At 72.7% G+C, this 20,336-nt stretch carries 18 protein-coding genes and 1 pseudogene; 11 read left to right on the top strand and 8 right to left on the bottom strand.

Going from position 1 to position 20,336, the window contains the following annotated elements:
• The first annotated feature begins 16 nt into the window (after nt 1-16).
• From carA to E2C05_RS05130, 7 genes are all read left to right on the top strand, one after another.
• Entirely contained in the window at nt 17-1,474 is a 1,458-nt protein-coding gene (gene carA / locus E2C05_RS05160; RefSeq protein WP_133218537.1) for a glutamine-hydrolyzing carbamoyl-phosphate synthase small subunit, read from the top strand.
• A gap of 5 nt (nt 1,475-1,479) precedes the next feature.
• A complete protein-coding gene (locus E2C05_RS05155) occupies nt 1,480-2,238 on the top strand; it encodes an SDR family NAD(P)-dependent oxidoreductase (protein WP_133218536.1) in 759 nt (252 codons plus the stop codon).
• Between the two features lie 3 nt (nt 2,239-2,241).
• Complete coding sequence (locus E2C05_RS05150) at nt 2,242-2,877, top strand: LysE family translocator (protein ID WP_133218535.1); 636 nt, start codon at nt 2,242-2,244, stop codon at nt 2,875-2,877.
• A complete protein-coding gene (locus E2C05_RS05145) occupies nt 2,874-3,140 on the top strand; it encodes a hypothetical protein (protein WP_133218534.1) in 267 nt (88 codons plus the stop codon). The genes E2C05_RS05150 and E2C05_RS05145 overlap by 4 nt, the downstream gene beginning before the upstream one ends.
• A gap of 160 nt (nt 3,141-3,300) precedes the next feature.
• Complete coding sequence (gene carB, locus E2C05_RS05140) at nt 3,301-6,546, top strand: carbamoyl-phosphate synthase large subunit (protein ID WP_133218533.1); 3,246 nt, start codon at nt 3,301-3,303, stop codon at nt 6,544-6,546.
• A gap of 235 nt (nt 6,547-6,781) precedes the next feature.
• Nucleotides 6,782-7,255, top strand: a complete 474-nt coding sequence (gene greA, locus E2C05_RS05135) for a transcription elongation factor GreA (RefSeq protein ID WP_133218532.1) — start codon at nt 6,782-6,784, stop codon at nt 7,253-7,255.
• A gap of 368 nt (nt 7,256-7,623) precedes the next feature.
• The gene (locus E2C05_RS05130; protein WP_133218563.1) at nt 7,624-8,823 is read left to right on the top strand and encodes a threonine ammonia-lyase; all 1,200 of its coding nucleotides are present in this window, start codon (nt 7,624-7,626) and stop codon (nt 8,821-8,823) included.
• Between the two features lie 306 nt (nt 8,824-9,129).
• Here E2C05_RS05130 and E2C05_RS05125 read toward each other — a convergent pair whose 3' ends face one another.
• On the bottom strand, nt 9,130-9,780 hold the full coding sequence (locus tag E2C05_RS05125) for a class I SAM-dependent methyltransferase (protein ID WP_158291961.1): 651 nt from the start codon (nt 9,778-9,780) through the stop codon (nt 9,130-9,132).
• Nucleotides 9,781-10,137: 357 nt separating this feature from the next.
• On the opposite strand from E2C05_RS05125, the gene E2C05_RS05120 reads away from it, so the two are divergent.
• Nucleotides 10,138-10,416: a type II toxin-antitoxin system Phd/YefM family antitoxin gene (locus E2C05_RS05120; RefSeq protein ID WP_133218530.1), complete on the top strand. Its 279-nt coding sequence runs from the start codon at nt 10,138-10,140 to the stop codon at nt 10,414-10,416.
• 117 nt (nt 10,417-10,533) lie between these two features.
• Entirely contained in the window at nt 10,534-12,342 is a 1,809-nt protein-coding gene (locus tag E2C05_RS05115) for an ABC-F family ATP-binding cassette domain-containing protein (RefSeq protein WP_133218529.1), read from the top strand.
• A gap of 116 nt (nt 12,343-12,458) precedes the next feature.
• Here the strand turns inward: E2C05_RS05115 and E2C05_RS05110 are convergent, their stop codons facing one another.
• From E2C05_RS05110 to E2C05_RS05085, 6 genes are all read right to left on the bottom strand, one after another.
• Nucleotides 12,459-13,187 carry a hypothetical protein gene (locus E2C05_RS05110; RefSeq protein ID WP_133218528.1) on the bottom strand — a complete coding sequence of 243 codons (729 nt, stop codon included), beginning with the start codon at nt 13,185-13,187 and terminating at the stop codon, nt 12,459-12,461.
• Complete coding sequence (locus tag E2C05_RS05105) at nt 13,184-13,816, bottom strand: biliverdin-producing heme oxygenase (protein WP_205082726.1); 633 nt, start codon at nt 13,814-13,816, stop codon at nt 13,184-13,186. The genes E2C05_RS05110 and E2C05_RS05105 overlap by 4 nt, the downstream gene beginning before the upstream one ends.
• Nucleotides 13,816-14,733 carry a methyl-accepting chemotaxis protein gene (locus E2C05_RS05100; protein WP_133218526.1) on the bottom strand — a complete coding sequence of 306 codons (918 nt, stop codon included), beginning with the start codon at nt 14,731-14,733 and terminating at the stop codon, nt 13,816-13,818. The genes E2C05_RS05105 and E2C05_RS05100 overlap by 1 nt, the downstream gene beginning before the upstream one ends.
• A 34-nt stretch (nt 14,734-14,767) precedes the next feature.
• Entirely contained in the window at nt 14,768-15,079 is a 312-nt protein-coding gene (locus E2C05_RS05095; protein WP_133218525.1) for an STAS domain-containing protein, read from the bottom strand.
• 11 nt (nt 15,080-15,090) lie between these two features.
• Nucleotides 15,091-16,932 carry a GAF domain-containing protein gene (locus E2C05_RS05090; RefSeq protein ID WP_158291960.1) on the bottom strand — a complete coding sequence of 614 codons (1,842 nt, stop codon included), beginning with the start codon at nt 16,930-16,932 and terminating at the stop codon, nt 15,091-15,093.
• A gap of 232 nt (nt 16,933-17,164) precedes the next feature.
• Entirely contained in the window at nt 17,165-18,007 is an 843-nt protein-coding gene (locus E2C05_RS05085) for an alpha/beta fold hydrolase (protein WP_133218523.1), read from the bottom strand.
• Nucleotides 18,008-18,181: 174 nt separating this feature from the next.
• Here E2C05_RS05085 and E2C05_RS05080 point away from each other — a divergent pair, with 174 nt between their 5' ends.
• Entirely contained in the window at nt 18,182-19,399 is a 1,218-nt protein-coding gene (locus E2C05_RS05080; protein WP_133218522.1) for an MFS transporter, read from the top strand.
• Between the two features lie 92 nt (nt 19,400-19,491).
• Here the strand turns inward: E2C05_RS05080 and E2C05_RS05075 are convergent, their stop codons facing one another.
• A complete protein-coding gene (locus E2C05_RS05075) occupies nt 19,492-19,680 on the bottom strand; it encodes a hypothetical protein (protein ID WP_133218521.1) in 189 nt (62 codons plus the stop codon).
• Nucleotides 19,681-20,149: 469 nt separating this feature from the next.
• On the opposite strand from E2C05_RS05075, the pseudogene E2C05_RS34135 reads away from it, so the two are divergent.
• Nucleotides 20,150-20,336: pseudogene (locus E2C05_RS34135) on the top strand (hypothetical protein); the annotation flags it as partial.

The following is a 20,336-nucleotide window of genomic DNA, read 5'->3' as shown; positions in this document are numbered from 1 at the left end:
CCACATATCTCCTGGCATGCGCACGGTCGAAGACATCATCGCCCTGCTCGGGGGGCCGGAGGCCGCCGCGCAGCGTTGCGGCATCGGCACCGAGGCGGTGCGGAAATGGCGCCAGGCACGCGCCATCCCGCCACGGCACTGGCCCGCCATCCTGGCCGCCACCGGCCTGTCCCTTGCCGAGCTTCCCGGCGCCCCCGATACCCGCCCCAGCCCCCGCGCGGAGACCGCCATGCCCATGCCCGAGACCGCCCCCGATCTGGTGCCCGACGGCGATCTCGACCCCCGCGCGCCCGAAGGCGATCGCAACCCCCGCGCGCCCGAAGGCGCGACGGCCTGCCTGGTGCTGGGCGACGGGTCGGTCTTCTGGGGCCGCGGCTTCGGCGCCCATACCCCGGCGGGCAACGCGCCGGCGGCGGAGGTCTGCTTCAACACGGGCATGACCGGCTACCAGGAGACGCTGACCGACCCGTCCTATGCCGGGCAGATCATCACCTTCACCTTCCCGCATGTCGGCAATGTCGGCACTAACCCGGAGGACCTGGAGGCGGCGACCCCGGTCGCCCGCGGTCTGGTGGTGAAGCAGGACGTGACGGAGCCGGCGAATTACCGCTCCACCCGGCATCTCGACCTCTGGCTGAAGAGCCATGACGTGCCGGGCATCGCCGGGCTCGACACGCGGGCGCTGACCGCCCGCATCCGCGACGGCGGCGCGCCGAACGGGGTGCTGTGCTTCCCGGCCGATGGCCGCTTCGACCTGTCGGCGCTGCGCGCCCAGGCCGGCGCTTGGCCGGGCCTCGAAGGCATGGACCTGGCGAAGGAGGTTTCCTGCCGCCAGCCCTATCGCTGGGACGAGACCGAATGGGCTTGGCCGCAGGGCTTCGGCCGTCAGGCGGCGCCGAAGCACAAGGTGGTCGCGGTGGATTACGGCGCGAAGCGCAACATCCTGCGCTGCCTGGCCGCCGCGGGCCTCGACGTGACGGTGGTGCCGGCGACCGCGACGGCGGAGGAGATCCTGCGGCACCAGCCGGACGGCGTGTTCCTCTCCAACGGCCCCGGCGATCCGGCCGCCACCGGCGAATACGCCGTGCCGGCGATCCGCGAGGTGCTGGAGAAGCGCGTGCCGGTCTTCGGCATCTGCCTCGGCCACCAGCTGCTGGGCCTGGCGCTGGGCGGCAAGACCTACAAGCTGGACCGCGGCCATCGCGGCGCCAACCAGCCGGTGAAGGACCTGACCACCGGCAAGGTGGAGATCACCAGCCAGAATCATGGCTTCGCGGTGGATGAGCGCAGCCTGCCCTCCACCGTGCGGGTCACCCATGTCTCGCTCTTCGACGGCTCGAACGAGGGCCTGGCCGCGACCGACCGCCCGGCCTTCTCCGTGCAGTACCATCCGGAGGCCTCGCCGGGCCCGACCGACAGCCACTACCTGTTCCACCGCTTCGTGGACCTGATCGAGACGAGCAAGGGAGGCTGAGAGCCATGTTCGACCTGAAGGGCCGCGTCGGGCTGGTGACCGGCGGCAATGGCGGCATCGGCCTCGGCCTCGCGCGGGGGCTGGCGAAGGCCGGCGCCGCCGTCATGGTGGCCGGCCGCAAGCCGGAGAAGAACGCAGCCGCCGTCGCCGAGCTTCGCGCGCTCTGCGCCGAGGCCGAGGGCGTGGTGGTGGACGTGACCGACGAGGCCAGCGTCAACGCCATGGTCGCCGCGACCGTCGCCCGCTTCGGCCGGCTGGACGTGCTGGTCAACAATGCCGGGATCAACATCCGCAACCGGCCGGAGGTCTATGAGATCGCCGACTGGCATCAGGTGATCGCCACCAACCTGACCAGCGCCATGCTGGCCAGCAAGGCGGCGCATCCGCATCTGAAGGCGGGCGGCGTCGGCCGAGTGATCAACAACGGCTCCATGCTGTCCATCTTCGGCCTGCCCTTCCATGCCGCCTATGGTGCGTCGAAGGGCGGCGTGGTGCAGATGACGAAGAGCCTGGCGGTCGCCTGGGGGGCCGACGGCATCACGGTGAACTGCCTGCTGCCCGGCTGGATCGACACCGACCTGACGCGCAAGGCGCGCACCGACATGCCGGGGCTGAACGACAACGTCCTGGCCCGGACGCCGAAGGGCCGCTGGGGCGAGCCCAAGGATTTCGAGGGCATCGCGGCCTTCCTGGCCAGCGACGCGGCGGCCTTCATCACCGGCTGCGCCATCCCGGTGGATGGCGGGTTCTCGGTGAACGGCTGAGCTGTGCCCTCCCCCGAAACCCTCCTCGTCTTCGCCGCCCTCTCGCTCGGCCTCGCCCTCACGCCCGGGCCGAACATGCTCTACCTCGTCTCCCGCTCCCTCGCGCAGGGGACCGGGGCGGGCATGATCTCGCTCATCGGCTGCCAGGCGGGCTCGCTCGCCATCATGCTCGCGGCCGCGGCCGGCATCACCGCGGCGCTGCTCGCCATTCCCTATGCCTGGGACGTGCTGCGGCTGGGCGGTGCGGCCTATCTGCTCTTCCTCGCCTGGCAATGCGTGCGCCCTGGCGGCCAGCCGCTGTTCAGCCCGCGGCCCATGCCGCGCGAATCGGCCCCTCGCCTCTTCACCGTCGGCTTCGCCACCGCAACATTGAACCCCAAGGTCGCGCTGTTCTACATGGCGGTGCTGCCGCCCTTCCTCGACCCCGCGCGCGGCGATGTCTTCCTGCAGGGCGCGATGCTCGGCGCGGTGCAGATCGCCATCTGCACGGGCTTCGACGCCGTGCTGGTCTGGGGCGCCGCCGCGACCGCCCGCTTCCTGGGCACGCGGCCGGCCTGGCTGGCAGTGCAGCGCTGGGTCCTGGGCGCCGCGCTCGGCCTGCTGGCCCTCAAGCTGGCGACGCAGGGGCGCGCCGCGTGACGCTGATCCTGATCGCCCTGCTGGCGCTGTCCTGGACCGGGCTCTCGCTGGCCGTGCTGGCCATGGCCTTCAAGCGGATCGGCCCGCCGCGGCAGGCGGCCTGGCGCGCCTGGGGGATCAGCCTAGTCTTCAACACGATCAGCGGCTGGTATGCCGCCCCCGGTGAACCGCTCCCGACCGCCCTGCTGGTCGTCGCCTGCCATGCCCTCCTGCTGCCGCCGCTGCTGCTGGCCGCGCGGCGGGAGGAGCAGCGCGGGTCATGACCGGCCCCTTCCGCCTCCTCGCCCGCGCCGCCACGCCGCCGCCTGCGACACGGCGCGCGGGAGGCGAGGCCGGGCGCACCCGCCGCCGCATGGCCCGCCCGCTGCCGAACGCTTCCCGCCAGTCCCCCGACTGCGCCCCCACGACCTGACCGGAACCGCCATGCCGAAGCGCACCGACATCAAGTCCATCCTCATCATCGGCGCCGGCCCGATCGTCATCGGCCAGGCCTGCGAGTTCGACTATTCCGGCGCCCAGGCCTGCAAGGCGCTGCGGGCGGAGGGCTACCGGGTCATCCTGGTGAACTCCAACCCCGCCACCATCATGACCGACCCCGGCCTGGCGGATGCGACCTATATCGAGCCGATCACGGTCGAGATGGTCGAGAAGATCATCGCCAAGGAGAAGCCGGACGCGCTGCTGCCCACCATGGGCGGCCAGACCGCGCTGAACACCGCGCTCAAGCTGGCCGAGGCCGGCGTGCTGGCGAAGCATGGCTGCGAGCTGATCGGCGCCAAGGCCGAGGTCATCGACAAGGCCGAGGACCGGCTGAAATTCCGCGATGCCATGGCGAAGATCGGCATCGAGAGCCCGCGCAGCGGCATCGCCCACAGCATGGCCGAGGCCTGGGAGGCGCTGGAGCTGGTCAAGCTCCCCTGCGTCATCCGCCCCTCCTTCACCCTCGGCGGCACCGGCGGCGGCATCGCCTACAACAAGGAGGAGTTCGAGCAGATCGTCACCGCCGGCCTCGACGCCTCCATGACCAACGAGGTGCTGGTCGAGGAGAGCGTGCTCGGCTGGAAGGAATTCGAGATGGAGGTGGTCCGCGACAGCGCGGACAACTGCATCATCGTCTGCTCCATCGAGAACCTGGATGCCATGGGCGTCCATACCGGCGACAGCGTCACCATCGCCCCGGCGCTGACGCTGACCGACAAGGAATACCAGCGCATGCGCGATGCCAGCATCGCCTGCCTGCGCGAGATCGGGGTGGATACCGGCGGGTCCAACGTGCAGTTCGGCATCAACCCCGCCGATGGCCGCATGGTGGTGATCGAGATGAACCCGCGGGTCTCGCGCAGCTCGGCGCTCGCCTCCAAGGCGACCGGCTTCCCGATCGCCAAGGTCGCCGCCAAGCTGGCAGTCGGCTACACGCTGGACGAGCTGGCCAACGACATCACGAAGGTGACGCCGGCGAGCTTCGAGCCGACCATCGACTACGTGGTGGTGAAGATCCCCCGCTTCACCTTCGAGAAATTCCCCGGCACCCCGGCGACGCTGACCACCAGCATGAAGTCGGTCGGCGAGACCATGGCCATCGGCCGCAGCTTCGCCGAGGCCATGCAGAAGGGGCTGCGCGGCCTCGAGACCGGGCTTTCCGGCCTCGACGAGATCCCGGTGCCGGGCGATGGCAGCCCGCAGGCCTTCCACGCCGCCCTCGCCACCGCGAAGCCCGACCGGATCCTGGTCGCCGCCCAGGCCATGCGCGCCGGCATGGCGGTGCAGGACATCCACGAGGCCTGCAAATTCGATCCCTGGTTCCTGCGGGAGATCGAGAAGCTGGTCGCCGCCGAGGCGGAGGTGAAGGCGCAGGGCCTGCCGGGGACGGCCATCGCGCTGCGCCGGCTGAAGGCCATGGGCTTCTCCGACCGCCGCCTCGCCGTGCTGGCCGGGAAGACGGAGGCCGAGGTGGAGGCGCATCGCATCGCCCTCGGCGTCGTCCCCGTCTTCAAGCGCATCGACACCTGCGCGGCCGAGTTCGCCTCCGAGACGCCCTACATGTACTCGACCTATGAGGGCGGCTTCGGCACCCCGGCCTGCGAGAGCCGGCCGACCGATCGGCAGAAGGTCGTCATCCTCGGCGGCGGTCCCAACCGCATCGGCCAGGGCATCGAGTTCGACTATTGCTGCGTCCATGCCTGCTACGCGCTGCGCGATGCCGGCTTCGAGACCATCATGGTCAACTGCAACCCGGAGACGGTCAGCACCGACTACGACACCTCCGACCGGCTGTATTTCGAGCCGCTGACCGCCGAGGATGTCCTCTCCATCCTGCGGACGGAGCAGCGCGCCGGCACGCTGCTCGGCTGCATCGTGCAGTATGGCGGGCAGACGCCGCTCAAGCTCTCCCAGGCGCTGCACAAGGCGGGCATCCCCATCCTTGGCACCAGCGCCGAGGCGATCGACATCGCCGAGGACCGCGAGCGCTTCCAGCACCTGCTGCGCGGCCTCGGCCTCAAGCAGCCGCAGAACGGCACCGCGCGCGACCTCGACGAGGCGGTGCGGGAGGCCGAGCGCATCGGCTACCCCGTGGTCGTCCGCCCCAGCTACGTGCTGGGCGGCCGCGCCATGGAGATCGCCCACAATGCCGAGCAGCTTCGCCGCTTCGGGCAGGAAGCGGTGAAGGTCTCGGGCGACAACCCCATCCTGATCGACCAGTACCTGGCCGATGCGATCGAGGTGGATGTGGACTGCATCGCCGATGCCGACGGCCAAGTCTATGTCGCCGGCGTCATGGAGCATATCGAGGAGGCGGGCATCCATTCCGGCGACAGCGCCTGCTCCCTGCCGCCCTATTCCCTGCCGCCCGCCATCGTGACGGAGCTGAAGGCGGAGACCGAGGCGATGGCCCGGGCGCTGAAGGTCGTCGGCCTGATGAACGTGCAGTACGCGGTGAAGGACGGGGAGATCTACGTCCTCGAGGTCAATCCAAGGGCGTCCCGCACCGCGCCCTTCGTCGCCAAGGCGACCGGCGTGGCCATCGCCAAGATCGGCGCCCAGGTCATGGCGGGCGCCCGGCTGGCCAGCTTCGGGCTGGACGACGACGCGGTCTATCGGCACGTCGCGGTGAAGGAGGCGGTCTTCCCCTTCAACCGCTTCCCCAATGTCGACGTCATCCTCGGGCCGGAGATGAAGTCGACCGGCGAGGTCATGGGCCTCGATGCCAGCTTCGAGCGCGCCTTCGCCAAGTCGCAGCTCGGCGCCGGGGTGAAGCTGCCGCTGGCCGGCACCGCCTTCATCTCGGTCAAGGACAGCGACAAGCCGGCGGCGGTGGTGCTGGCCCGGCGGCTGATCGACATGGGCTTCGCCGTGGTGGCGACGCGGGGGACGGCGGCCCGCCTCCGCGATGCCGGACTGGCCTGTGAGATCGTCAACAAGGTGCTGGAAGGCCGGCCGCATTGCGTGGATGCCATCAAGTCCGGCGACATCCAGCTGGTCATCAACACCACCGGCGGCGGGCAGAGCGTGGCGGACAGCTTCGACATCCGCCGCAGCGCCCTGACCCACGGCGTGCCGCACTACACCACCGCGGCGGGTGCCCGGGCGGCGGTGCACGCAATTGCGGCATTGCGGGCCGGCACCCTTGATGTGGCCCCCCTGCAGTCCTACTTTGCCCGATCATTCTGAGCGGTAGGCCGCCGGTTTCCGGCGCGGCCCCCAGGCGGCGCAGCACCGTTGCGCCGCCGGGTCGCGGAACCCCTGCCCGTCCCGCTCGGTTTCCCTCAGCCGCCCGGAACCGGTGCCGGTGCCGGGTTTGCCCCGGCCCCTCCCGGCTCCTTGGGGGCACGGAAAGTTTTTGGTCGCCATGCCGCGCCCGGGGCGCGCAGACTTGGCGAGGGTCGCTCGGAAGGAAGGGCTTGCCGTGCAGAAGTTCCCCATGACCGCGGAAGGTCTGGCGAAGCTGGAAGAGGAACTGAAGCAGCTGAAGGCCGAGGAACGGCCGGCGGTGATCCGCGCCATCGCGGAAGCCCGCGCGCATGGCGACCTCTCCGAAAATGCCGAGTATCACGCGGCGCGGGAGAAGCAGTCCTTCATCGAGGGCCGCATCGCCGAGCTTGAGACCATCATCCCGGCCGCCGAGGTTATCGACGTCTCCAAGCTCTCGGGCGACCAGGTCAAGTTCGGCGCCCGCGTCACCGTGGTGGACGAGGAGACCGAGGAGGCGAAGACCTATCGTATCGTCGGCGCCTACGAGGCCGACATGAAGCACAACTCGATCTCCATTTCCTCGCCGCTGGCCAAGGCGCTGATCGGCAAGAAGGTGGGCGACAGCGTGGAAGTCCCGGCCCCTGGCGGCGCCCGCGCCTACGAGATCACGGCCGTCGCCTTCCGCTGAGGCTGCGGCGCCGCCAGCACGGGAACTATCCCGGCCGGCGGCGCGGCGCGCACCGCCCGTCCCGCCGGGCGCCGAAACGTGGCGCTGGCCAGGCCGGCGGCAGGGTCGCCGGACAGGGCGCCGTGCCGGTGTCGCAGCGCACCTCCGGTGACCGCGCTTCGGCGGCGGATGCGCCGTGATGCATGACAGCGTCGCCAGCGGCCTTTTGCAGCGCAACATGAAGGATCGCCGCGGCTGCGCAAAAGGCGTATAGCGCGCCACCCCGCCGGCCGCGTCCCGTGCGCCGGCGGGGCGGAATGCTGCCGCGAAGGATCCCTGTCGTGCCGCACCGTGCCCTTGTCTCCGAAGGGATGGTCGCCCCGCCTGCGGTGGTGACACTCGCCGATATCCGCGCCGCGGCGGCGCGGATCGAGGGCGCGGTCCTGCGGACCCCGACCCTCCGCTCGGACGCCGTGTCGCGCGCCGCCGGCGCCCAGGTCTGGCTGAAGCTCGACAATTTGCAGGCGACCGGGGCCTTCAAGGAACGCGGCGCCGCCAACCGCATCGCCCTGCTGACGGCGCGGGAACGCGCGGCCGGCGTCGTCGCCATGTCCGCCGGCAACCATGCCCAGGCGGTGGCCCGCCACGCCGCCCTGGCCGGCATCGCCGCCACCATCGTCATGCCAAAATTTACCCCCGCCACCAAGGTCGTCCGCACCGAGGGCTGGGGCGCCCGCGTCGTCCTGCATGGGGAGACGCTGGCCGAGTCGGCCGCGCATGCGCATGCCCTCGCGCTGCGGGACGGGCTGACCTTCATCCATCCCTATGACGATCCGGGCGTCATCGCCGGCCAGGGCACCATGGTCCTGGAGATGCTGGAGGATGCGCCGGCGCTCGATGCCCTGGTCTTCCCGGTCGGCGGCGGCGGGCTGCTGACCGGCTGCGCCGCCGCGGCGCGGGAATTGCGGCCTGGCCTGCCGGTCTATGGCGTGGAGGTGGAAGGCTATCCCGCCATGGCCCAGCGCCTGGCCGGCAGCCCCGTCTCGGTCGGCGGCCCCACCATCGCCGAGGGCATCGCCGTGCGCGATGTCGGCGAATTGCCGCTGGCCCTGCTGCGGCAGATGGGGGTGGAGGTGCTGGTGGTGCCCGAACGGGCGGTGGAACAGGCCATCGCCCTGCTGGCCGAGGGCGCCAAGCTGGTGGCGGAAGGCGCCGGCGCCACCGGCCTCGCCGCCATCCTGGCCTTCCCCGACCGCTTCGCCGGCCGCGCGGTGGGCACGACGGTCTGCGGCGGCAACATCGATGCCCGCATCCTGGCCAATGTCCTGCTGCGCAACCTGCTGCGGGATGGCCGCATCCTGCGCCTGCATCTCGACATCCCGGACCGCCCGGGCGTGCTGGCCGACATCGCCGCGCGCGTGGCGGAAGCCGGCGGCAATGTCATCGAGGTGAGCCACCAGCGCCTCTTCGCCGCGCCCAGCGTGCAGAGCGCGGAGCTGGAGCTGATGATCGAGGTGCGCGATACCGCGCAGGGCAATGCCATCATCGCGGCGCTGGAAGCCGGGCAATACGTCGTTCGCCGGGGGTGACCCGGCCAGTCCTGTCCCGGCCGATCGCGCCCTGTCCCTGCACGACCAGTCCGCACGGTGCCGCTGCCGGGTCCGGGTCGCACCGGCAAGCGCCGGTGGCCTTCCGTGCGGGCCCAGGCACGTTCTGGCCAGTGGGCAGGCCGGCAGTGCGTCGGCCGCCTGCCACGCCGCACGCGCCAGGCGACGGGGCGCGCCCTGCTCCGGATATCGGCGCCCCAGGTACGTCTGGCCAAGGCCCGTTGCCGGGGGCGGCCGGCGCCATCGCATCGGTCGACTCGTCGCCCCGGCTGTCGGCCGGCGGGACCCTCAGGGCCGCGCCAGCAGCGACACGCAGTCGAGCCGCGGCACGCCGCCCCAGTCCATCAGGTCCTGCCGCAGAACCCGCAGCCCTTCCTTGCGGGCATAATGCGCGAACAGCTCCCGTGACATGAAGGCGCGGCAATGCGGCGCCTGCAGCCAGTCCTGCCCCTCGGTCCAGTTGGAATGGTGCAGGAAGGCGCGGCCGCCGGGCGCCAGCACCCGCCGCGCCTCCGCCAGGTAGGCGCGCACCACGTCGCTGTCGAAATGCACCATGGCGTCGAAGCTGTAGACCAGGGTGATGCTGCCATCCGGCACCGCCCGCAGGTCGTAGCCGTTGTTGGCCAGGTAGGTGATCCGCGGGTCGTCGCCGAAGCGGCGGCGGCAGAAGGCGATGTTCTCCGGCCGGATATCGACCAAGGTCAGCCGTCCGGCATGGTCCAGCAGCTTGCGCGCGTTGCGGCCGCGGCCGGTCGCCAGGTCCAGCACGCTGGTGAAGTCGGCGCCCTCCAGGAAGGGCAGGATGGCCGGCCAGATCCGCTCGAAGACCGGCTCGGCGGCGTCGAAATAGGGGTGCTCGGGCAGCCAGATATCGCCGGCATGGCGCGCTGCGGCGTCGAGGCGCGCCTCGGTCAGCAGGGCGGTCGGGCTGGCGGACATGGCGGTACCCCGTGGCGGTGCCGATGCTGCTGCCCCGGACTCCTTGCCGGTTTCCTCCCCGCCACGGCCTCGCCACATCGCCGCTGCCCACGGGGTGCGGAGCGCGACCGCTCGTCGCCACAAAGCCGCGCGATCCGCAAGGGCCGAGGGCTGGTGGCGGCCAGGGACCGGGCGGCAGGGCCCCGAGGCGGGGCGGAGCGCATGCGGCGCATTGCGCCGGCGGGGGCGCTCCCGCTATCGCGACCGCTGCCGCCGGCGTCGCCGGGCCGGGGCATCTGCTATAGACCGGGTTGGAGCCGCGCGGGCGAGGCATCAGGCGGCGCCGCGACGGGCGCGGGCATGGGGGCGACGGCGCGGATGAGCGGTTGGCGCAAGGATGAGGACGAGGCCATCCGCTCCGGCACCGTGCCGGATCCGGCCCCCGGGCTGGAAGGCTATCCGCGCGTCGACATGCAACTCATCGAGGCCGCGGTGCCGAAGCTGGTGGATCATGCCGTGGGCGGGCCGGTGGTGCTGACCCGGCACGGGCGGGAAGCCTATGTGTTGCTGCCGCTCGATATCTGGCGGCGGGTCTGGGGCGCCACCTCCCCGCCGCCGGTGCTGGACATGGATCCGGACGGCCTGCCCAAGCGCTAGGGCGCTGCGCGGGCGGGCCTGACGGCCCGGGCGCGCCTGCCGCCCCGCGCCGTGGCGAAAGACGGGCCGGCCAGGATGGCTTGACGCGGCGGGGCCGCCGCCCCCCTTTCCGTGGCCATGGCCCCGCCCCTCCTCATCCTCCAGGATATCCACCTGCATCTCGGCACCACGCCGCTGCTCACCGGCGCCACGCTTTCGGTCGGCGCGGGGGAGCGGGTGGCGCTGGTCGGCCGCAACGGCTCGGGCAAGTCCACCCTGCTGCGCATCGCCGCCGGGGCGGTGCAGCCGGAGCGCGGCAGCCGCTTCGTCCAGCCCGGCGCCACCCTGCGCAGCCTGCCGCAGGAGCCCGATTTCGGCGGCGCGCGGACGGTGTGGGAGCATGTCGCCGCCGGGCTCGGCCCGGCCGACGACCCGCATCGCGCGCGCTGGCTGCTCGACCAGCTCGGCCTGACCGGGGAGGAAGTGCCGGACCGGCTGTCCGGCGGCGAGGCGCGGCGGGCGGCGCTGGCCCGCGCCCTGGCCCCCGACCCCGACATCCTGCTGCTGGACGAGCCGACCAACCACCTCGACCTGCCGGCAATCGCCTGGCTGGAGGAGGCCCTGGCCGGCTTCCGCGGCGCCCTGGTGGTCATCAGCCATGACCGCCGCTTCCTCGGGCGGCTGTCGCGCGCCATGGTCTGGCTGGACCGCGGCACGACCCGCCGGCTCGACCGCAGCTTCTCGGAGTTCGAGGCCTGGCGCGACCAGGTGCTGGAGGAGGAGGAACGCGAGGCCCACAAGCTCGACCGCAAGATCGTGCGGGAGGAGCACTGGATGCGCTACGGCGTCACCGCCCGTCGCAAACGCAACATGCGCCGGGTCGGCGAGCTGGCGGCGCTGCGCCAGCGGCGGCGGGAGGCGTTGCAGGCCACCGGCAGCGTGCGCATGGCCGCGACCGAGGCCGAGGGCAGCGGCACCCTGGTGGCGCAGGCCGAGGGCGTCACCAAGGGCTATGGCGGCACCCCGGTCGTGAAGGACTTCTCCACGCGCATCCTGCGGCGCGACCGCATCGGCATCGTCGGCCCGAACGGCGCCGGCAAGACCACGCTGCTGAATCTGCTGACCGGCGCCCTGCCGCCCGACCAGGGCAGGGTGCGGCTGGGCACGGGCCTGTCGATGGTCACGCTGGACCAGACGCGGGAGAGCCTCGACCCCGCGCTGAGCCTGCAGGAAGCGCTGGTCGGCGGCCCGGGCGACCAGGTGGAGGTGGGCGGCCAGAAGCGGCACGTCGTCGGCTACATGAAGGACTTCCTGTTCGTGCCCGACCAGGCGCGCACGGCCGTCGGCGTGCTGAGCGGCGGCGAGCGCGGCCGGCTGATGCTGGCCCGCGCCCTGGCGCGGCCGAGCAACCTGCTGGTGCTGGACGAGCCGACCAACGACCTGGACCTCGAAACGCTGGACCTGCTGGAGGAGATGCTGGCGGAGTACCAGGGCACCGTGCTGGTGGTCAGCCACGACCGCGACTTCCTCGACCGCGTCTGCACCAGCGTGATCGTGGCGGAGGGCGATGGCCGCTGGCAGGACTATGCGGGCGGCTACAGCGACATGGTCGCGCAGCGCGGCCGCGGCGTGGAGGCGAAGCCGGCGGAGGCCGCGAAGCCCGCCGCGCCGAAGGGGGCGCCGGCATCGCCCGCCGCGACGGCGAAGCGCCGGCTCAGCTTCAAGCAGCAGCACGCGCTGGAGACGCTGCCCGACCGCATGGCGGCGCTGGAGAAGGAGATCGCCACCCTGCGCCAGGCCCTCGGCGCGCCCGACCTCTATGCCCGCGACCGCGCGCGCTTCGAGCGGTTCACCGCGGCGCTGACGGAGAAGGAGGCGGCGCTGGCCGCGGCGGAGGAGGAGTGGCTGGAGCTGGAGATGCTGCGGGAGGAGATCGAGGCCGGCTGAGCCGCCTTGGGGCGGGCGCCGCCGGCTCGTCATGACGCGGCGGCGCATGGGGTGGCCCCGTCCCTGCCCGGGCCGCAGCCGCCAAGGGCCGAAGGGCCTCGGGGAACCCCGGGTCCCTATGCCGCCAGGGCCGGCGTCGCGGGCAGGGGAAAGAGGCAATCCGCGATGAAGGCATCCGCCAGCGGGGCGCCGATGCAGCCGGCCAGCATGCGCCGGGTGCGGTCGTTGCGGCGCTGCCCCTCCACATAGCGGGACTGCGCCGCCGCCATGGCCGCGGGATCGGCCGCCGGGATGCGTGCCAGCGCCAGCATCGCCGCCATCGTCGCCTCCCCCAGGGCAAGCCCCGCCTCCACCTCCGCCGGGTCGCGCGGCCGGACCGCCACGACATGCGGGGAGAAGATGCTCGCCCAGTCCGGCAGCGCCCGCTGCTCGCCCAGCCCGGCCCGGAGCGGCACCACGCCCGCCGCCCAGTCGAGGATGGCCGGCGAGGCCGCCGCCACCGTCGGGGAGAGGTCGAGGAAGCAGCCCGTCGCCTTCTCCCGCCCGGCGACGACATCGAAGCCGAGGACCGGCAAAGCGAGATGCGGCTGCGGCATGCCGCAGCAATGCAGCACCGCGATCTCCCCGGGGATGGCCAGGAATTCCACATGCAGCCGCCGCCAAGCCGGCGTGGCGACCACCAGGTTGCGCCAGGCCAGCGGCCGCCGCAGCGTGCCGGCGCGCCGTGCCGCCGCCAGCCAGTCCATCTCCGGCAAGGGCAGGGCGGCGGGCGCCGCCAGGGCGCGCGCGGCCAGCGCCGCCGCCGCCTCGTCCAGCCGCGCGATCAGGTCCGCGCCGCCGGTCATGCCGCGGCCACCCAGCGGTCCAGCGTGTCGAAGGCATGGCGCGCCGCGGCGACCACGGCCGCCGGATCCAGCGCATCGGCCCTCGCCGCGTCGTCCAGAAGCTGCTTGAAGCCGCGCCAAAGCAGCCCGGTCTCCCCGCCATGCGGCACCATGCCGGCGCAGCCATGCGCGGGCGACAGGCCGAGCACCGCGGCGAGATGCCGGGCGATCAGCTGCCCACCCAGCGCCGAGCCTTCCAGCACATAGAGCGTGCCCCAGGCCGCCTCGGCGCTGCGCAGGCTGTAGCCGGGGCAGCGCGGCAGCGCGGCGATCGCGTCCTCCGCCAGGCCGAGCGCCCGCAGGTCCTCGGCCAGCAGCCGCGATCGGGTCAGCCTCCGGTCGAGGTCGAGCGCCCGCGGGAGCAGCCCGCCGGCCAGCGCGACCGCCGCTTCCGCCGCGGCGTGGTGGCCAAGCAGCGCGGCGACCAGCCCCCGGTATTCCGCCAGCCCGAGATCGGGCGCCATCAGCCGGGCGAAGCGCGGATTCGTCTCGATGCGGTCGTGCAGATCCTGCGTCTCCGCCCGCAGCCGGGCGCTCAGCGGCAGCGGCGCGGCGATCGCCGCCGGACCCGCCAGATGCGCCGCCGGCATCATGTCAGCGCCTTCCGCGTCGCCACCGCCGCGGCCAGCACGCCCGCATCGCCCGGCCGGGCGACGCCTTCGGCCGAGACGGTCAGCGTGTCGAGCGAGGCGGTGAGCTGCGCATAGGCCTCCCCCGTATCGGTCACCGCTTCCTGCATGCGGGTGATGGCGGCGCTCACGCCCTCGATCATGGTCGCGGCCTCGGCGGTCTGCTGGCAGCCCTGGCCGATGGTCTCGGCCACCTGCTGCTGCCGCGTCACCAGCTCGGTCAGCGCCGCGGCGGCGCCATGCACCGCCTCGACGATCGCGCTGAAATTCGCCTGCGCGCTGCGGGTCGCCGAGACCAGCTCGCCGAGCTTCGATTCGATGTCGGCGCTGAGGCTGCCGGCGCCGCCGGCGAGCGCCTTCACCTCCTGCGCGATGACGGCGAAGCCGGCGCCATGCGCCCCGGCCCGCGCCGCCTCGATCCGCGCATTCAGCGACAGCAGGTTGGTCTGCTGCGAGATACGGGTGATCTCGCGCAGGAAGCCGCCGATGGTCCCGAAGGTGTCCACCAGCGCGGCGATGGACCGGGCGCCTTCCGCCGCCCGGCCCTGCGCCAGTTCCGCCTGGCTGCGGGCGCTGTCGGCCAGGCTGGTCATGTCCCGCGTGGTCTCGAGCAGGGCCTGGCCGGCCTCGCGGGAGCGGTGCAGGTAGTCCGAGGTCTCGGCCACGCTGACGGAGAGCGTGCAGGCCTCCATCATCGTGCTCTCGAGCGTGCCGGAGAGCTTGACCCCGGCCTCCCGGATCACCTTGCACTCGTCCAGCACGCGCGCGGAGAGGAAGTCGAGCCGGCTATGCTCCTTCCCGTCCGCCGGCGGGCCCTTGCCGCGCCGATCCTCGGCCGACCAGGCCTCCGGCTGCGGCGCCCCACTCATCCTGTCCATGCACAGACCTCCGTGGACACCGGCGCGCGCGGCGCTACTGGATCGTGAGCACCTTGCCGAGATTGGCCTTGTGCATCAGCGCCAGGACGGAAGGATTGGCGTTGACGATCCCGACTGCCTTGTTCCGCGACTTGGCGGTGTGGCTGAGCATCATCAGCATGCCGGCGCTCGCCGCCTCCATGCTCTGCACGCCGCTGAAGTCGAGCCGGATCTGGTTGACCGCGGCATTCGCCAGCACCGGCTCGAGCTGCTGCTTGAGCATCGACTGGCTCATGCTGTCGAGCGTGCCGCGCAGCGTCACCGAGGCGAGCGGGCCGTTCGCCTGGACGGATACGTTGATGGACATGACGGCACCCCTCAGCTGGCGGCCGCCCAGGGACCGGCCGCCGCCGCCCCGGGAAGCATCGTGAAGGCGCGGCCACTGCGCGCGCCCATCCCATCCGGCTCCAGGGCCGGGTCGGCATACACCACCGGCGCGGCCTCCGGCGGCGGCATCGGCTCGGCGCCGTCGCGCCGCGTCCCCTGCCAGGCCTGGCTGACCGCGACGGCGAACTGCGCGGCCAGCAGCACCTCGCTTTCCAGCCAGGGGCGGGAGGCGCCGGCGAGCGGCGCGCGGTGCGCGGCGAAGTCATCGCGTGGACGGAACATCTTCTCACTGTTCAGCTCGGCCACGCTCGGCGGGCGGCCGGCCCAGATGGCGTCGATCACCCGTTCCTTGCGGAACCACAGGATCATGTCGCCGCGGTTGCCGATCGGTGCCGCCAGCAGGCCGCTCGCCACGGCGATCAGGTCCGGCGTCAGCGGCGCGAAATCGCCGAGCGCATCGGTGGCGAAGACCCTGCCCTCGCCCTCCTCGAAGGCCGGAAGCCGGCTGCCGAACAGCGCGGCCAGGCCGCGCACCGCCAGCGCGTCCGGCGTCGCGCCGATCAGGTGAACATGCCCGCCCGGGCCGGCCCGCAGCACCGCGGCGCCATCGGCATCGGCCAGCCGCAGCAGGTCGAAGGAGAAGCGGTCCTCCGGGTTGCCAGCGACCGCGCGGTCGAGCCCGGTGGCGGAGACATAGGTCGGCGCCAGCGCCGCGACATGCCGCGACATGGCATGCATGGCGTGCAGGCGGATGCTGTTCCCGTGGTCGCCGCGAAGGTTCGGCGTGGAGGAGAGCATGGCCTGCGCCGCCTCCACCGTGGCGACCATCTGCTGCGCCAGGCGCTGCCGCTCCTCGATCCGCGCCTCGCCGGCCTCCAGCTCGACGAGCCGGCTGGCGAACATCATGGTCAGCTGCTCGATGACCGCGCGGCTGTCATAGTTGAGGAATTTCTCGTCCTTGTTGTGGACGACGAAGAGGCCCCAGAGGCTGTCGTCGAGGCAGACCGGGAAGATGATGTTGCTGCCGACGCCGAGATTGTTGTTGTAGCCGTTGTCGCAGGGATGGATGCCGCGCAGCCAGCAATCGGTCATGTCGATGCGCGGGCCGCTCTCGGTCGGCTCGCCGTCCGGGCCGCGCATCAGCAGCGGGACGGATCCGCGCTGGGTCGGCTTCTGGCGGGTCTTGCCGGTCAGCAGGATCTCCTTCGCCGCTTCCGGCACGTCGGAGGCGGAGAAGTGGTAGCCGAGGAAGGAGCCGGGCAGCTTGCTGTCGGGGGCGTGCTGCTCCGCCACCACGACGCCATGGCCGTGCGACAGGAATTTGTACAGCTTCACTCGGTCGTAGCGGGTGACGAAATGCATCATCCGCGCCGCCGCCGCGTAGAGCCCCTGCACCGTGGTCTGGCGCGAGATGGCGTCGACCGCCGCCGACACCATGGTCTGGTAGTCGTGCTCGGCGGTGACATAGGGCTCGATCTCGATGAACAGCCGGCCGTCGCGCAGGTGGCAGATCGCCTCGAAGGCGCGGCCGCGGGCCTGCAGCGGCGTCGGGTTCTCGAAGAAGCGCCGGCCGGGGCGCAGGATGTCCTGCAGCCGGCGCACCGATTCAGGGTCCTGGAAGGCCATGGTGGGCTGCTGGCCGAGGACGGCGCGCGCCGGCACGCCGAGGATCTCCTCGACATTGGCGCTCACATGCTCGACGCAGCCCGTCTCCGGCACCACGACCATCATGACGCCATGCGGCTGCACCGTGCCGATCCGGGCGATCGGCAGTGTGTCGTGCTCGCATGGAAGGGGGCGCCCGTTCCAGATCCGGGCCCGGATGCTCGGCATGCTCTCGCGTTCCTCGTCTGCGGCTCCAAGCGACGCCGCGCTGCCGCCTGCCCGGAGGCTCGCGACACCGTGGTTCACCTTGCACGACGAGTGTTGCGTCAAAGGTTGAAGACAGGATTGAAATGGGGCCGGTTTAATGGCGCCTCCAGCACGCGGGCCGGACGAAGCCGGCCGGACGGGGCGGGCCGAACCGGGTGGTCCGGACAGGGCGGTGGCCCTGTCCGCCTGCGCCTCATCCCAGGTGCCAGCGCCCACGCTCCACGGTCGAGAGAAAGGCAGCCACTTCCCGGTTGAAGGCCGCCGGCTCCTCCAGGTTGATGGCATGCCCGGTCCGCGGGCACATCCACAGCCCGGCATTCGGCAGCACCGATTTCAGGAACAGGCTGGTCTCGAGGCAGGGGGTGTCCTCATCGCCCACCGCGATCAGGGTCGGCACGGGCATCCCGCGCAACGCCGCCTCCCAGTCGAGGATGGAATCCCGCCCGCCCTGGTAGTGCTGCATGGTCAGCCCGGTGCCCGGGCCGGAATGCTCCGACAGCCGCTGCATGTAGGCGGCCCATCCGCGCGGGTCCTTCTTCTTCAACTGGATGCGGGTCGGGCTGTGCCCCGTCTCTTCCGCCATGGCACCGGGCCAGCCTTCGGCCGCCAGCCGCTCCCCGCGCGCCTGGCAGGCGACGCGGAAGGCCGCCTGCTCGGCCCTGGGCGAGCCCGAGCCGACGCCCGCCAGCACCAGCGACGTCGCCATCCCGGTGTGGCGGAGGCCGAAGAGCAGCGCGGCGAAGGCGCCCATGGACAGGCCGACGACATGCGCCCGCGCGATGCCGAGATGCCGCAGCACCGCGGCGGCGTCGGCCACCGCATGGTCCTGCCCATAGAGCCCGGGATCGGTCGGCACGTCGGAGGGCGGATAGCCCCGCGCGCTGTAGGCGATGCAGCGGTATTCCCGCGCGAAGAACCGCATCTGGTCCTCCCAGTCGCGGTGATCCGCGCCGAATTCGTGGATGAACAGGATGGGGTGGCCGGAGCCGGCCTCCTCGTACCAGAGGCGGGCACCGTCGGCTTGGGCGTAGGGCATGCTGTCGTCCTCCCTGGCCGGCATCCTGCACCACCACGGCAGCGCGCCGAAGGCTGGAAATGCCGCGGGCCCCCGCGGCCCGGGCGCGCAGCGCGCCTGGCGCGGCGTCGCGCTGCCGGTCCGCCCGGCTTGCCAGTCTCCCTGGCGCGGGCGAGGCTGCAGCCGACGCCAGACATGCCACGCGACGCGGACCACGCCGTCCATCCCCTCCGGCGCCTGCTCGGCCTGCCGGCCTTCCGTCGCCTCTGGGCGGTGGGCGGCCTCGCCAATGCAATGCGCTGGGTGGAGACGCTGATCGCCGCCATCTGGACCTTCGAGGCGACCGGATCGGCGCTGGCCGTTTCCCTCGTCGCGCTGATGCGCGCCCTGCCCCTGCTGCTGCTCGGCGCCGCCGCCGGCGCCCTGGCCGAGATGCTGGACCGCAAGCGCCTGCTGATGGCCGGTCAGGCCGCGAATGCCGTCGGCGTCCTGGCGGTGCTCGCCCTCGCCCTGACCGGCCGGCTGGAGGTCTGGCATCTCGCGGCGCAGGGCTTCCTCGGCGGCCTGGTCTGGACCGGGGAGATGGCCTCACGCCGCCGCATGCTGACCGAGGTGGCCGGCGAGCGGGACGTGGTCACCGCCGTCGCCTTCGACAGCCTGACCTCGAACACCACCCGCATGGCCGGTCCGCTGCTGGGCGGCGCGATCTACCAGTGGCTCGGCCTGCCCGCCGGCTTCGCGCTCTCGGCCGCCTGCTATGCCGTGACTTTCGCGCTGCTGGCCGGCGTGCCGCATGCCCAGGCGCGGCGGCGCTTCGGGCCACGCCTCCTGCTCGCCGAGATGGCGGAGGCGCTGCGCGTGGTGCGGCGGATGAAGCCGCTGTGGGCGGTGATCCTGATCACCATCGCCATGAACGTCTTCGGCTTCTGCTTCATCGCCGTGCTGCCGGCCTATGGTACCCTGGCCTTCGCCGCCAGCCCGGTGCAGATCGGGCTTCTGACCGCGGCGGAGCCGGCCGGGGCGCTACTCGCCGGCCTTGTCATGGCGACGCGGCGCGGCGTGCCGCTCTCGCCCGCGCTGATGCTGGCCGGCGGCGGGTTCTTCCTGCTCTGCCTGCTGCTGCTGGCGGCGGCGCCCAGCCTGCCCCTGGCCATCGCCGCGCTGATGCTGGGGGGAATCGGCACGGCGCTCTTCGCGGCGCTGCAGACGGCGCTGCCGGTCACCCAGGCCCCGGCCGAGGCGCGGTCGCGGGTGCTCGGCCTGGTCACCACCTGCATCGGGCTGGGGCCGGCCGGGCAGCTGAGCATCGGCTGGCTGGCGGATGCGACGAGCCCGGCGACCGCCAGCCCCGTCATGGCCTGCCTGGGCCTGCTGATGGTCGCGGCGACCGCGGCCATCACCCTGCGCCGCTGACGCGGCCCGCCCCCCGCCCCGGGCGAAGGCTCGCCACACCCCGGCCCGCCGGCCGATCGGGCCCGGCGCGGGCAGGGCCGCTGGCACCCGGCTCAGCGTGCCGCGCTGGCCCGCCGCAGCGGCTCCAACCGCCGCTCCGGCACGGCGCCCCGCCGCAGGCAGTCCTCGGCGGTCGCCACGGGCTGCTGCGGCTGCCGGCGCAGCAGGGGCGCGAAGCGCGCCCGCAGGGCAGCCAGCGACCGCGACCAGCCGACCCGCCGCGTCAGATCCTTCCCGTCCATTCCACCCTCCATGGCTTGGGACGGACGCAACGCGGATCGCCCCCAGGCGGCTCCCGCCGCCGCCTCGCATGACGATGCCGACGCGGCGGAAGGAGGCTCGGCGCGCATGGGCCGCCATCCGGTGCCAGGGCGCGCCGCCGGGCATCCCGCCACGCCCGCTCCGGCACGAGCCGCGGATTGCCGGCTTCGGACGAGCGAGGGCCGGGCGGCGGCCGCAAAGCGTATGCCGGCAGGATTTCGGCGCATGCGGTTGCCCGCGCCGCTGCCATCGCGGCATGGTCCGCCCATGCTGCTCGGCATGGCCGATCTGGACGGGGTGCGCCGGCGCGTGCGCGATGTTGGGGACGGGCAGAAGCGGCGCCGCAAAGCCTGTGCGCTTCGGCCGGCGGCCGGTGCAGGGGGGCACCCGGCCTTCCCTGGCGCAGCGATGCCCCGCGCCGCGGCGGGCGTGACGCGGCTGACCCGTGGCATGGCGATCGTTCTTGCCCTGCTGCCCCTGCTGCTGGCTGCCCCGGCGACGGCGGCGCCTGCGGGCCGCAACCGGCCGGATGCCGCCTGGCTGGACGCGGCGCGGCGTTTCCTCTGCCCGCATGGCGGCGCCCCGGTGCGCGGCCAGGGCGGCCGCTGCCGCCCGGCGCCCGGCGAAGGCCCTGGCC

It is taken from the genome of Paracraurococcus ruber (genome assembly GCF_004353985.1).
Lineage (GTDB): Bacteria > Pseudomonadota > Alphaproteobacteria > Acetobacterales > Acetobacteraceae > Paracraurococcus > Paracraurococcus ruber.
Note: the sequence above shows the minus strand (reverse complement) of the source record. Positions and strands in the feature narration are given on the sequence as shown.